At 52.5% G+C, this 13,015-nt stretch carries 11 protein-coding genes; 6 read left to right on the top strand and 5 right to left on the bottom strand.

What is annotated here, in order from left to right; all coding sequences use genetic code 11:
• The first annotated feature begins 194 nt into the window (after nt 1–194).
• Nucleotides 195–1,382: a glycosyltransferase gene (locus tag SH302x_RS21370; protein WP_479364720.1), complete on the top strand. Its 1,188-nt coding sequence runs from the start codon at nt 195–197 to the stop codon at nt 1,380–1,382.
• Between the two features lie 37 nt (nt 1,383–1,419).
• Here SH302x_RS21370 and SH302x_RS21365 read toward each other — a convergent pair whose 3' ends face one another.
• From SH302x_RS21365 to SH302x_RS21355, 3 genes are all read right to left on the bottom strand, one after another.
• Nucleotides 1,420–2,343: an SHOCT domain-containing protein gene (locus SH302x_RS21365; RefSeq protein WP_479364719.1), complete on the bottom strand. Its 924-nt coding sequence runs from the start codon at nt 2,341–2,343 to the stop codon at nt 1,420–1,422.
• 192 nt (nt 2,344–2,535) lie between these two features.
• Entirely contained in the window at nt 2,536–3,969 is a 1,434-nt protein-coding gene (locus SH302x_RS21360; RefSeq protein WP_479364718.1) for a DUF1501 domain-containing protein, read from the bottom strand.
• A 3-nt stretch (nt 3,970–3,972) separates the two neighbouring features.
• Nucleotides 3,973–6,507, bottom strand: a complete 2,535-nt coding sequence (locus tag SH302x_RS21355) for a PSD1 and planctomycete cytochrome C domain-containing protein (RefSeq protein ID WP_479364717.1) — start codon at nt 6,505–6,507, stop codon at nt 3,973–3,975.
• Between SH302x_RS21355 and SH302x_RS21350 the strand changes: the two genes are divergently transcribed.
• Nucleotides 6,508–6,684 carry a hypothetical protein gene (locus tag SH302x_RS21350; RefSeq protein WP_479364715.1) on the top strand — a complete coding sequence of 59 codons (177 nt, stop codon included), beginning with the start codon at nt 6,508–6,510 and terminating at the stop codon, nt 6,682–6,684.
• Nucleotides 6,668–7,330: a glycosyltransferase family 29 protein gene (locus SH302x_RS21345; protein ID WP_479364714.1), complete on the top strand. Its 663-nt coding sequence runs from the start codon at nt 6,668–6,670 to the stop codon at nt 7,328–7,330. The genes SH302x_RS21350 and SH302x_RS21345 overlap by 17 nt, the downstream gene beginning before the upstream one ends.
• Nucleotides 7,331–7,411: 81 nt before the next feature.
• Here SH302x_RS21345 and SH302x_RS21340 read toward each other — a convergent pair whose 3' ends face one another.
• Together SH302x_RS21340 and SH302x_RS21335 are read right to left on the bottom strand one after the other, a co-directional pair.
• A complete protein-coding gene (locus tag SH302x_RS21340; RefSeq protein WP_479364712.1) occupies nt 7,412–7,657 on the bottom strand; it encodes a hypothetical protein in 246 nt (81 codons plus the stop codon).
• A 25-nt stretch (nt 7,658–7,682) separates the two neighbouring features.
• On the bottom strand, nt 7,683–9,404 hold the full coding sequence (locus SH302x_RS21335; protein ID WP_479369301.1) for a glutamine--tRNA ligase/YqeY domain fusion protein: 1,722 nt from the start codon (nt 9,402–9,404) through the stop codon (nt 7,683–7,685).
• Nucleotides 9,405–9,638: 234 nt separating this feature from the next.
• Between SH302x_RS21335 and SH302x_RS21330 the strand changes: the two genes are divergently transcribed.
• From SH302x_RS21330 to SH302x_RS21320, 3 genes are read left to right on the top strand one after another with little or no spacing between them, the layout of a single operon-like run.
• Entirely contained in the window at nt 9,639–10,919 is a 1,281-nt protein-coding gene (locus SH302x_RS21330; RefSeq protein WP_479364710.1) for a S24/S26 family peptidase, read from the top strand.
• A 33-nt stretch (nt 10,920–10,952) separates the two neighbouring features.
• Nucleotides 10,953–11,672, top strand: coding sequence for a two-component system sensor histidine kinase NtrB (locus tag SH302x_RS21325; protein WP_479364708.1), 720 nt, complete (start codon nt 10,953–10,955; stop codon nt 11,670–11,672).
• A gap of 27 nt (nt 11,673–11,699) precedes the next feature.
• Nucleotides 11,700–12,755 (top strand): M28 family peptidase, encoded by a 1,056-nt coding sequence (locus SH302x_RS21320; protein ID WP_479364706.1) that lies wholly within the window; start codon nt 11,700–11,702, stop codon nt 12,753–12,755.
• Nucleotides 12,756–13,015 lie beyond the last annotated feature (260 nt).

The raw sequence follows: 13,015 nt of genomic DNA, 5'->3' as shown, positions 1-13,015 counted from the left end.
GTGCAACTGTCGCAGTCGATGCAACTGGAATAATCGTCAGAACTGCTCCGTCCGCGTAAACCAATGGCTTGGTCCGACGGCACGGAGCGGCTGGGCATCTGGAAAAGTTAACTTGTTATTATAGGATTCAGGATTCACCACTGCGCTACCTATTCGATACTTTCGATCGAATTTACCTGACCATCGACGCTTCCATGCCCATAAACCTACTTTGTTGTACTTCAACCATGGAAAGCGGCGGTAGCGAACGTCAGATGCTGCAGTTATTGGACCATTTGCATCGAGATCGAATATCGCCGCATCTCTATTTGACTTACCGTATGGGGGCGTTGCTGAGCCAGATACCAAAGGATGTCCCGGTAGAAGCTTTCGCGGACCAAGACGCCTCGCGATATGCGGTCATCCCCGGCGCATTGTTCGGACTTCAAGTTCGCAAGCTGCGAAACGTTGTCAAGCGACATCAAATCCAGGTCACTTACGATCGATTGTATCACACGGTGATGTTAGGCGCGGCGGCTATGCGCAGGCTACCCGTAGCTCGTGTGGTCACCGTCGTCAGCCCGCCTAGCAAAGATTTCGGGCAGTCGCGACAGCGCTGGATGGGACTGAAACGTCGCATCCTAGGCTGGTCCTACAGCAGTGCTGATCGACTGCTAGCGGTCAGCGAAGAATCGGCCGCGGACGCTAGTGCGTTCTACAATATCGCGCCAGATCGGTGGACGATTGTGCCCAGCCCCATCCATTATCAAAAGATCCGATCGAATTGCGAGGCCGCTCCGCCATCGTCCTTTACGCGATTTGATGGTCTGAATGTCGCTGTCCTAGGACGACTGTCCTCCGAAAAGAATCACCAATTGCTGCTGGACGTCGTAGCAAAGCTTCAATCACTGGGCCACCCGCTCCACCTACATTTGATTGGTGACGGCGTTCTGCGCACCGAACTCGAACAGCGTGTGCATACTTTGGATATCGAGCGACAAGTGACCTTCCATGGTGTACTCGACAATCCACATGCCATTGTGTCCCGATGCGACTGCTTGTGCTTGCCCAGCCTGTACGAAGGATTTCCCAATGTGGTGATGGAAGCGATGGTCTGTCGTGTTCCCGTAATCGCGTCCAGCCGAGCTGGCGGTTTGCAAAAGCTGATCGGCCACAACGAACGAGGCTGCCTGTTGGATCCATCAGACGTCGATGCGTGGTGCCAACAACTGCAAAAGCTATCTACGCAATCAGATTTCGTAGCCGCTCAGGTCGCAGATGCAGAGCGGTATGTGATGACCAATCATGATCTACCGCGATGGATTGAAACGATGGAAGCGATCTTTTCGGAGCATGTGCCCCCTGCCAGCGTGTCTGGTATGAACAAGGGGTCTGATATTTAGAACAACGCGATCCAACTTCAGAGCTCACTCCCGCATATTAGATGCGTTTCAGCAACTCGGCTTTCTTGCTCGCAAACTCATCGTCGGTCAAAATCCCTGCATCGCGAAGCTTGCCAAGCTTCTCAAGCAACGAAAATGGGTCTTCGCCTTGATTGCCGTTGGACGCAGGCGATTGATTGCCATTTGAGTTCATGGCTGGCAGCATGTCTTGATTCACAACCGGCGTATCTTCGATGATCGGTGGCTGAGACCAATCGTTCATCGTTGGTTCTGGGCTAAACGAAACCGGCGGCTGAGCTTCTGCAAAATTTGGATAAGGTACCGGAGGTGATTGTTGGGTATTAGAAATCGAAGTGTCTTGGCTGGATGTATTGGTTGACTGCGGCTGAACAATCGGCAGATCGTTCACGCGGATGGTGCCAAATTGGCTGGAAAAGGTCAACGAGTCGGAACCACCTTGCTGCTGCGAAACACCGCTAATCGAATGATTCAAAGTGTCATAGATGGTGATATTGCCGTTTTGATTGATCACCAAGCGTCGCGGGCCGGAGAAGTAGGCATACTGCAGATTGTTTTGGCTGCCCACGCTATTGGGTGAACCTAAATCGCTGGGCCACCAATTCTGTCCATAGCCTTGCGAGATAAAATTGGTACCCGATCCGCTGGACTGACTTTGAAACGACCCACTGTTGAAGTTGGGTTGGGGCGGCGGGTTGTTGCGAGCGGCATCGGCTAATGCATTACAAATACCATCGACCTTAGACTTTAACCCATAGTTAAACATGTCACCCACCATGGTCATACCGCCGGCCATCCACTGGCCGGAGCCACCAAGCTCGTAGTGGTTGAATTGTGCCATCGAGCCTTGGCCGCGCAGCAAAGCTTCCCACAGGCAGCGAACGGCGTCGGTGCTTACTCCATATTGATTGGCGGTATTGTTGAGTAACGATTCGATATTCATAATCAGCATTCGAGCCAGCGCTGGCCAGCAAGTTCTAGTAGACGATTTTCTTCAGAGTGTTTTTGCCCTTTTGGCAACGGCATGACGATACCCTTGCCGCATCCAGTTGACAATGGAAAACTCAAGTCAACGCATGAAATGGAACCGAATCGAGCCAATAGCACGGCAATTTGGTGCTCACGCGGTAGGACTTTACGAGATGATTTCGCGGATGGGTTCGACGTGTTCGACGCCGACCAGCTTCTGATCAAGTCCGCTGAAGAAGTAAGATAAGCGGTTCGGATCTAGTCCACATTGATGCAACATCGTGGCATGCAAGTACTTCACATGCAGTGGTCGATCAGCAGCCGTCGCCCCTAGTTCGTCCGTAGTTCCGACACTGACGCCACCTTTAATCCCGCCGCCGGCCATCCACATGGTAAAGCCGAACGAATTGTGGTCGCGACCGGAGCCCATGGCATATTCAGCCGTGGGCTGCCGCCCAAACTCGCCTCCCCAGATGACCAACGTTTCATCCAATAAACCGCGGCGCTTGAGGTCTTTCAATAGGGCTGCGATCGGTTTGTCGGTCGCTCCCGCATGCTTGTTATGGTTGTTTTCTAAATCGCCGTGGGCATCCCAGTTGTCATCATTATGGGCGCCGCCGGAGTATAACTGAATGAAGCGTACGCCGCGTTCCACCATTCGCCGAGCGATCAAGCAGCGTTTACCAAAGTCTGCTGTCTTTGCGTCGCGGACACCATAGAGGTTAAACGTCTCTTCCGTTTCTTGCTCCAAGTCCACTAGCTCGGGGGCCGACACCTGCATCCGATAAGCGAGCTCATAGGAAGCGATTCTGGCTGTTAAGTCGGTGTTGCTGACTCGGCTAGCAGCATGCGTTTCGTTGGCAGAGCGAATCGAATCTAACAGGTCACGTTGAATCTCGCGGGTAAAGCCCTGCGGAGGCTGCAGATCAAGAATCGGAGACCCTTTCGTGCGCAAGATAGTGCCTTGATAGCTGGCTGGCATGAAACCACTGGACCAGTTCTTTGCGCCGCTGATCGGCCCTCCCGTCGGATCAAGCATGACGACATAGCCTGGCAAGTTTTCGTTCTCGCTGCCCAAGCCGTATGTCAACCAAGAGCCAAGCGACGGAGCGCCTGAAAGAATCTTGCCTGAGTTCATCATCAACATCGCGGAACCATGGATCGGCGATTCTGCTGTCATGCTGTGCAAAAATGCAATGTCGTCCACGCATGTCGCTACATGCGGAAACAAATCACTGACCCATTTACCGCACTGGCCATACTGCTTGAATTTCCAGCGAGGCTCCACAATGCGGCCTTCGTTGCGATGCCCACCGCGACCAAATGTTTTGACGGTAATCGTCTTGCCATCCATACCAACCATGTTGGGTTTGTAATCGAACGTATCGATATGACTTGGCCCGCCATACATGAACAAGAAAATGACCGACTTTGCCTTAGGCGCAAGCGTCGACAGATTGGCTGGGAGATGATTGGTTACCGTCCCAGCCGGCGTCGCATTCGCTTGACCAGCCAACATGGAACTGAGTGCCAACGAGCCAAAGCCCAGCCCGCCTTGCCACAGAAATTCGCGTCGAGTACGTCCACAAAAGTTTTGCATCGCTTAATCCAAATACATAAATTCGTTGGTATTCAAAAGCACCAGGCAGTACATCTTCCAAGCAACTGCGTCATCCAGACGATGCTTGGACTTTAACGTGTTGAGCAAACCAATGGCTAACTGATGGTCGCTGGGCAATACGTCACGTTGATATATTCGTGCGATAGCGTGCTGGACCATCGGTTGCAATCGTGTGGGATCTTCAACCAGCGTCATGCTTGCGTCGGTAGCGGGCAACCAAGTTGCATGGGCTAGATCGTCGGCTCGCAAGCGTGCGAAACTGCCGTTGAGAAGGTTCAAGGACTGAGCCGCCTGTGTCGTCAGAAAGCGAGCTTCGCAAGTGCCATCGGTCTCAGGGAAATCAAACACCGATAGCTCCGGCGGAACCAGCGAGCGCTTGATGAAAATGTAAACGCTGCGTTTAGCTTTCTCGGCCTCAGAGGATTTTCCCCACCCCTTGCCAGGCACTGACTGCCCCGCTTTGACTTCATCCGAGACGTCTGGGTAGAAGCTTGGACCACCCATTTCAAAGTTTAATTGTCCAGTCACTTGCAACATGGAGTCACGTAGCTCTTCTGCGGACAATCGTCGAGCATCGAAGCGCCAAAACAGATTGTTGCGAGGGTCCTGAGCAAGCCCAAGCTCTTGATCCGCGCTGGACATACGATACGTCTGGCTGGTCAAGATCATGCGATGAATCGGTTTTAGATTCCAATCATGGCGGATCAGTTCCGTCGCAAGGTAATCCAGCAATTCAGGGTGCGTCGGCATATCGCCTAACTGACCGAAATTATTGCTAGAACGTACGATGCCACGGCCGAAATGATGCTGCCAAACACGATTCACGATCACGCGGGCGGTCAGCCAGTTGTTTTCTGAGGTGATCCAGTTCGCCAGCGCGATGCGGCGACCGGCAGATTTCGCCTGCGGTTGAATCGCGGGCGGGTATTGGTTTGGCGGATCATCGAGCAACGATACAAAAGCAGGTTGGACTTCATCGCCATGCGCTTGTGGACTTCCGCGCAACAGAACGTGGGTCATCGGGGGGGTGGGGTCACATACGGCTAGGCCGAGCGCCGATTGATCAGGCGGCAGGGTTCTCAATTCTTGCCGTAAACGTTTGATCTGGTCCACCAATTTTTTGTACTCCGGTTTATCAGCCGGGTCTAAATGCTGGTCTAGCAAACGAGCCAGCGTTTTGGCGCGTTCGGGCCCCTCGGTGGCACGTTGGTCAGGAGCGTCCATTTTGACAATGGCTGTTTGTTCAAGTTCGACTTTGCGAGCCTGGATTTGCTGCAGTTGGTGATTCAGTTCCTGCTTGCGCTGGGCCGTCTTGTCAGGCAGCAGATCAATCTGACTATTCGTAACTTCGTCGCCTCGTTGGCCGTACGGTTTGACGTCTCGAAAGAAGGCGACCATCGCATAGTAGTCGCGTTGTGTAATGGGATCGATCTTGTGATCATGGCAACGCGCGCAGTTAAGCGTCAAGCCCAGCATGCCTTGCCCAGTGACGGTTACCAGATCGTCGTAGCCGTCGAATTCTGCCTGCAACGGGTCCGCTGGTTCGTCATCCCAAATTCCCAAGCGATAGTAGCCGGTGGCGATCAATGTTTCGGGAGTGACTTCATCCAGTTCGTCGCCAGCCAATTGTTCTCGCAAAAAGCGGTCGTAGGGCTTGTCGCTGTTCAAGGAATTGATCACATAGTCGCGATACTTCCAAGCGTTAGGTTTATCGCCATCGCGTTCAAAGCTGTTGGTCTCTGCGTAACGAACCACGTCTAACCAGTGCCGCGCCCATCGCTCGCCAAATCTTGGGTCGCTGAGCAATTCGTCTACTTTGGATTCATACTGGATATCGAAATGATGAGGTTCAGCTTGAGCCACAGTGGCAAACTCATGAACCGACTCTGCCGATGGAGCTACTCCCAAAATGTTGTAAGTCAATCGGCGCAGCAAGGCTCTTGCGTCAGCCGTGGCATTAGGTTGCAAGCCTTCTTTCTCCAACCGCTGCAAAATGAAGGCATCGATTGGGTTTTGTGGCCAAGACGAATTGTTCGTGCGAGGGATTTCCGGTTCGTTGATCGGTTGGAAGGACCAATGTTTGGAGTAACCTGCGCCTTCGTCAATCCAGCGAGTCAGCAATTCGACCGTCGCAGGGCTTAAGCGATCTCCTTCGGGAGGCATTTGTTCCGATTCCTCGGTCGACAAAATACGTCGCAACATCTCGCTGTCAGCCGATTGGCCTGGCACGATGGCTGCGATACCGCTGTCAGCGTCTGCAATAGCGGACTCGCGTTGATCAAATCGTAGACTCGACTGGGCAACGTCGGTCCCATGGCAGGCATAGCAGTGCTTGGCGAGGATCGGCCTAATCTGACTGTTAAAATCGACCGGTTCTGCCGCTCGGCTTACCGCGGACCACGAAAGCCCCGAACATGCAATCAACCAATAGACTAGACAAGTAAATTTGCGCATCTGGGCAGTGCTGGAGGTGGGGGCAAGCGTTGGAGGGGCGGGCAAGTATGCTTTATCGCTCACATGGATACCTTATATTCTAGCCAAGTTCCCTTTAACTCGCGACACGCTTTCGCTCGAAAAACGTTGGCAGTTCGCGAAATCGCGACCAATATCGGGCGAAACTCGGTCCAACTGCTGGCACTGCGGCAGTTGCCCAAATTCAAGATCTTCAAGAAACCAAATGACTTCTGTTGCTAGCATCGACCAGATCCAAGGTCGGTATCCTTTTTCTGCAGAGGAACTAATTCAGCAAATGGTCCCACCTGTGGCCTTCATTGGAAACGGTCCAATGCTGAGTGACTACGGTTCGCAGATCGATCAGTACTCAACCGTGATTCGCATGAATAACTTCCGGTTGGCAGGGCATCAAAAGAAGGTTGGCTCCAAGATCACGCATTGGTGCTTGCATGGGAAGATCGACGGTGCTTCACTGGTTGGACCATGGTGGAACCGGCAACTGGCGAAACTGGCAATTTATCGTCGCTTGGGGATTTTGAAAAATCCAGAGGTCGATGGCTCACAGATAGGTTGTTTTGCCCCCAAGACATTCGATGGAATACTGGTCGATACTTGCAAGGAATATTTAGGGATCGATCTTTACTGCGTCCGAAACGTAGACCTGCTGTATCCTTTAAACCAAGTGATCCGATTTCCCACCACAGGTTTCGCAGGCTTGTATTTACTGCTGCAGTTTCATGAACATGTGGACTTGTACGGATTCACCGGATTGAAAGGCGGTCATTATTACAACAGCAAGCACGTGCATGCCAAAAGGCACGCACCCACCGCTGATCGCGAATTCGAATTGATCAGCAACTGCCCGCGCGTGACGGTTCATCGGTAAGAACCTAGGGCATCACTGAATGTAGCTTCTGAGGTCCGTTCCGCGTTCGCCGCGGGCTTTGAATTGATGTTCGTCGCTGGATTACTCGGAGGGGGGGGCGGCGGTGTTGGTACTGTCGTCGGCGTCGGAACTGTCCTCATCGACGGTAGCCTCGATCGCTTGCAGTCCACCAATGCGTTGTTCGCCTTCTTCTTTTTCGATGACTTGCATCTCTTGATTGATCACGTATTGGCGAACGCCCAGGAACACGCCGCCCGCCAATAGAATCATCACCACAATACGGATCAACGCGCCCGATGAACGCTTGCCTTCATTCCCGCCAGCCATAAACACATCTGCCTATTCAGAAAAACTAACTACGTTTCGCAATCTTTGCCCAAGTATCCCGCAGCGTCACGATGCGATTAAAGACAGGCTCATTCGGTTTGCTTTCGAACGAGTCGGCAATAAAGTAGCCATTGCGTTCGAATTGAACTCGAGAGCCAGCTTCCAGTTTCGCCACCGCCGGTTCCACTTGAGCATACACCAAATTCACACTATCGGGATTGAGGTTGTCCAAAAATGTTTGGCCCTCAGGCACATCTTCGGGGTGTTCGCTGTGGAATAGCCGGTCGTATAGCCGCACGGGCACTTTCGACGATTCCGCGACGGTGACCCAGTGGATGGTGCCTTTGACCTTCCGCGTGCCTGATTCCGAAGAGCCCGATTTAGTCTCCGGATCATAAGTGCAATTAATCTGCGTGATGTTTCCGTCGGCGTCCTTTTCGATGCTTTCGCATTTGATGATATAAGCGTAACGCAAGCGCACTTCACCACCAATTTGCAGGCGATGGTATTTCGGTGGAGGCGTTTCCATGAAGTCTTCACGTTCTATGTACAGTTCGCGAGCGAACGGCAATTGGCGCGAGCCATCCTCGGGCTTGGTTGGATTGTTTGCCGCCTCAAGTTGTTCGACTTGGCCCTCAGGATAATTGGTGATGACGACTTTGATGGGGTCCAGCACCGCCATATAGCGTGGGCAGATTTCGTTTAAGTGTTCTCGAATCGCGTTCTCCAAAACAACGACATCGATGGTGCTATTAAACTTTGCGATTCCAACTTGTTCGCAGAAACGTCGCAAGCTTTCAGGCGTGTAACCGCGGCGACGCATCCCACTGATGGTCGGCATGCGAGGATCATTCCAGCCCGATACGAGTTTATCCTGGACCAGCTTGAGCAGCTTCCGCTTGCTCATGACCGTATACGTCAAATTCAAGCGGGCGAACTCAATTTGTCGCGGGTGATAGATCTCAAGCGACTTGCAAAACCAGTCATACAGCGGTCGATGGTTTTCAAATTCCAGCGTACAGATCGAATGCGTGATCTCTTCGATACTATCGCTTTGTCCATGAGCGTAATCATACATCGGATAGATACACCACTTGTCACCGGTGCGGTGATGCTTGGCATGCAGGATTCGATACATGACGGGATCGCGCAAGTTCAAATTGCTGTGCGACATATCGATCTTGGCTCGCAGCGTCCGAGTGCCATCCGGAAACTCGCCATTCTTCATGCGTTCGAACAAGTCAAGATTCTCAGCGACGCTACGTTCGCGATACGGGCTGTTCTCGCCGGCCTGAACTAGCGTGCCTCGCATTTTGCGTATTTTTTCGACGTCCAAATCGCAGACATAAGCCTTCTTGGCTTTGATCAACTGGACGGCCCAGGCATAAAGCTGATCAAAATAGTCGGAGGCATAATGCAGTTCATCCCACTCAAACCCTAACCATCGAACATCTTCCATGATCGATTGGACATATTCGTCGTCTTCGGTGGTGGGATTGGTATCGTCAAAACGCAGATTGCATTTGCCGTTGTAGCGTTTGGCCAGTCCGAAGTTTAAGCAGATGCTTTTCGCGTGGCCGATATGGAGATAACCGTTGGGCTCGGGCGGGAAGCGTGTTTTCAAGACGCGACCAGAAAACCTGGTTCCAGCGAGATCCTTTTCGACTTCCTGTTCAATAAAGTTCAATTGCTTTGGAGCTTCCGAATCCTCCGAACTGACGTCCAGATCCCAATTGTCGCGATTCATCCCTGCTGGTTCTCTCAAGTCGTATGGTTTGTGTTACGATTGGCGTGCAAAGAGCGACGCCGACCCGTGGGATTTTAACCATCTTGTCATTCGGCATTAAGAGCGGAAGCGATGCGACAACCAAATTTACCCTGCAAGTTTTGCTTATTTGTAGTTTTCCTCTGCAGTCTTGCGGGCTGCCAGCGTCCGGCGCCAGCGTCGGACGAGCGAACGGGGCAAGTCACAGGCAACTCGATGGAGCCAACATTTGCCGGTCAACGCGCGAATTTTGTTTGCGATAACTGCGCATTAAAGTCGTTTTTTTCGCCTGCTCCCCATGCCGATAGCCAACCACCTTGCCCGCGATGCGCCAGTCCGATCGCGAACTGGACGATGTCTGCCGGTCAATGGCTGAAATTTGCGCCGGTACCCAGCGTCAGCCGAATTTCCCTTGGAGATGTAGTCGTCATCGATCCAAAATTGGTCCCCGGGGCCTGCGTAACCGACGGGCTGCAAATCAAACGCGTCGTTGCGCTGCCTCAGCAAGCGATACGCATAGCTGGCGGTGACCTTTGGAGCGGTGGCCTACGCTTATCGGCCGACATTGCGACCTTTCTCAAGCGTGCTATCCTCGTCGACCAATCTGATGCGATACCGTCGCAGGTCCGAACCAGTGATGCCGGGGAAATCGAAGACGGCTGGTTAGTTTATCGCTCATCAAGTCTTTATCCACGCGTCGGGTCCAAGCTGCAGAGACATGCGGCACCATTGCTGGACGAGTCACCTTGGGATATCGCAGAGTCTCGCGAACTGGTGGCGGTCCCCGATTTCGGCCTTGAGATTCGATTTCCGCAGGCAGACGAGCTGCCCGACTGGATTCAAGTCGAACTCAAGGTAAATTCGCTGGATTACAAGCTGGACACAATCCTATTACTCCAGCAAAACTCCTTACAAGCCAAAACAACGATCGCGCGGGCCGGCGAACAAACCACCATGACGCACCGTGGTCAGTCCAACCATCGCACTCATTTGACTATCGCTCTGGTCGATGGTTTCTTTCGGGCCGATTGTGGCGACAAAGACCTAACGATTCCGCTGAGCCATTCAATAGCCAATCCAACGGTGACGACCAATGCAACCGAAACGCAGGCATTCCAGGCATTCAACGAGGCTCGTTCCACGGCTGGCAATCAGTCCTGGCCGTCCAGCAATGTAGAATCTGAAGATGCAGATTCAAACGCTGCAGGCGTGTTGGTTGGAAGCCGTTTCGGTTTTCAGCAAGAAAGTGCACTGACAAACGATGATCATCTGTTTGCGTTGCGTTTGACTGCGGATTCGAAAGTTGTGTACCAAGTTACCTTGCGCAGAGATATCTATTACCGTGGCCCACGCGGCGAAATTGAATATGATTTGCCTGCCACTGCGGGCTTCCAGGTTTTGGGAGACCACGTGGCGGCGTCGCTGGATTCCCGTCAGTGTTATCCCGAAGGCATTCCATTTGCGGCCATCATCGGTCGCGTAAGCCAATCGCCTTGACCTACAAACTCAACAGTTAACCAATTGCCCGTTATGTCCGTATCGGAATCCGAAGAAGAGCTTCGTCGTCAATATCACGAGCTTGCTGAACTGGCAGGATCGCTGGCGCATGAAATCAAAAACCCGCTATCGGTCATTCATATGAATGTCGATTTGCTGAGTGAAGAGTTGGAAGAGAGTCAATGGCCAGGTTCGCGCCGAGCGGTACAAAAGATCGATCTGATACGGCAACAGTGCGATCGGATGCAGAACTTGCTGCGTGACTTCCTGAGGTACGCTCGCATGCGCGACTTGGGAATGACGCCCGGCAGTCTGAACGATCAGATCTCGACGGTGCTGCGTTTGTTTCAACCTCAAGCCGACCAACAGGGAGTGGAAGTGATTCGCTACTTCGATCCCGATTTGCCCTTGGTCATGTTGCACAGCGATTCGATCCAAGCGGCCTTAATCAATCTGGTCAAGAACGCTTTGGAAGCGATGCCCGACGGAGGCCAGTTCGTCGTGCGGACTTATGCAGTACCCGGCGCCGCGGCGATGGACTTGATCGACACCGGCATTGGGATGGACGAGAAAACCGCCATGAAGATGTTTGAGCCTTTCTACTCGACGAAGTCTGGGGGCAGTGGTTTGGGCCTGCCCACTGCGAGAAAGATTATTGAGGCGCACGGAGGTCGTATTAGTGTCCAAAGCGAATCGCGTCGCGGAACAAAGTTTATTCTCGAATTTCCCACCGTGGCTAGGTTGGCGCCGTAAGGCACAAACAAGATTGGAGTCAAGCGTATGTGGAATCGATATCACCGCCAAGCCAAAGCCAGATTTCTTTTGTTGCTGTTGTTGTCCTTCTTCTGTTTGGCTATAGGGATTTGGTTTAGCGCCATTAACGATGACGTTTCTAAATCGCTCAGTGGATCGGGAACGCAATCGGAACTTGCCTCTAGCGAACTTGTCGCGACCGAAGACCTTGAGTTGGGCCATCGCGAACTGTTAGAGCTGCATGTGCGTCAATTGGCTGAAACCATTGGCGAACGCAATGTGTTTCGGCCACGTGCTCTTGAACAAGCCGCTGGATATGTCGAATCCGTTTTACGCTCCAATGGATATGAGGTGGATCAGCAAGTCTTTGTCGTCCGAGAGCAATCGTGCCGCAACATCATTGCGGAACGGAAGGGCGAGACAGCCGACGACGGCATCATACTCTTTGGAGCCCACTATGATAGTGTCCGCGGCTCTCCAGGCGCTAATGACAACGCAACCGGAGTAGCATCGCTTCTGGTGCTCGCAAAAGTGCTTAAGGATCTAAAGCCACGGCATACCTTGCGTTTCGTTGCGTTTGTAAATGAGGAGCCGCCCTTTTTTCAAAAGGAATTTGAAATGGGGTCACGCGTTTACGCGAGGGCTTGTCGTGAACGAGGCGACAATATCCGCGGTGTCATCAGCCTGGAGACGATGGGCTATTACAACGACGCGCAGGGCAGTCAAAAGTATCCCGCGTTATTGTCAGCGTTTTATCCAGATACCGGTAATTTCATCGGCTTTGTGGCGAATATGCAATCCCGGCCCCTGCTAGATCAGGTGGCTGATCTTTTTACCACGCACAGCCAGTTCCCCGCCCAACGAGGCGCATTTCCGGAAATGATCGACGGCGTCGGTTGGTCGGACCAATGGTCCTTTTGGCAAGAGGGGTACCCCGGCATTATGGTTACCGATACAGCTCCTTTTCGTTATCCACACTATCACACACCATCAGATACAATATCGCACATCGATTTCGAAAGGTTGACTCAAGTGGTCGATGGATTGATTGGTGTGGCTCAAGACCTAACCGCTGCAGAGTGATGGGAGGAGTGGTCACCGCGTTGCGCTAGAGCGAGCGAATGTGTCAATTTGGATGAGACGTCGTAGAAGTTACCAGCTCAGTTCAATCTCGACCTTGCTCAAGATGGCTTAACGATGGTATCGTAACAGCGACCGCCGCTGTTGGTTGAGTTGTTGTGAGTTCGACCGCTTGCCAAGCCTCGAACTGTGATGAAGAGCGGCCCAGCGACGTAGCGCATGATTATGGAAGCAAACAAAGATGACTCGTGAGATGGACATCC

It is taken from the genome of Njordella calcicola, assembly GCF_056494125.1.
Note: the sequence above shows the minus strand (reverse complement) of the source record. Positions and strands in the feature narration are given on the sequence as shown.

What these genes read in the sequence shown, in the direction of transcription:
- SH302x_RS21350 (WP_479364715.1), top strand. Translation starts at nt 6,508, where the DNA reads ATGGATACCTTATATTCTAGCCAAGTTCCCTTTAACTCGCGACACGCT.
- SH302x_RS21345 (WP_479364714.1), top strand. Translation starts at nt 6,668, where the DNA reads ATGACTTCTGTTGCTAGCATCGACCAGATCCAAGGTCGGTATCCTTTT.
- SH302x_RS21325 (WP_479364708.1), top strand. Translation starts at nt 10,953, where the DNA reads ATGTCCGTATCGGAATCCGAAGAAGAGCTTCGTCGTCAATATCACGAG.
- SH302x_RS21360 (WP_479364718.1), bottom strand. Translation starts at nt 3,969, where the DNA reads ATGCAAAACTTTTGTGGACGTACTCGACGCGAATTTCTGTGGCAAGGC.
- SH302x_RS21340 (WP_479364712.1), bottom strand. Translation starts at nt 7,657, where the DNA reads ATGGCTGGCGGGAATGAAGGCAAGCGTTCATCGGGCGCGTTGATCCGT.
- SH302x_RS21335 (WP_479369301.1), bottom strand. Translation starts at nt 9,404, where the DNA reads ATGAATCGCGACAATTGGGATCTGGACGTCAGTTCGGAGGATTCGGAA.
- SH302x_RS21370 (WP_479364720.1), top strand. Translation starts at nt 195, where the DNA reads ATGCCCATAAACCTACTTTGTTGTACTTCAACCATGGAAAGCGGCGGT.
- SH302x_RS21365 (WP_479364719.1), bottom strand. Translation starts at nt 2,343, where the DNA reads ATGAATATCGAATCGTTACTCAACAATACCGCCAATCAATATGGAGTA.
- SH302x_RS21320 (WP_479364706.1), top strand. Translation starts at nt 11,700, where the DNA reads ATGTGGAATCGATATCACCGCCAAGCCAAAGCCAGATTTCTTTTGTTG.
- SH302x_RS21330 (WP_479364710.1), top strand. Translation starts at nt 9,639, where the DNA reads ATGGAGCCAACATTTGCCGGTCAACGCGCGAATTTTGTTTGCGATAAC.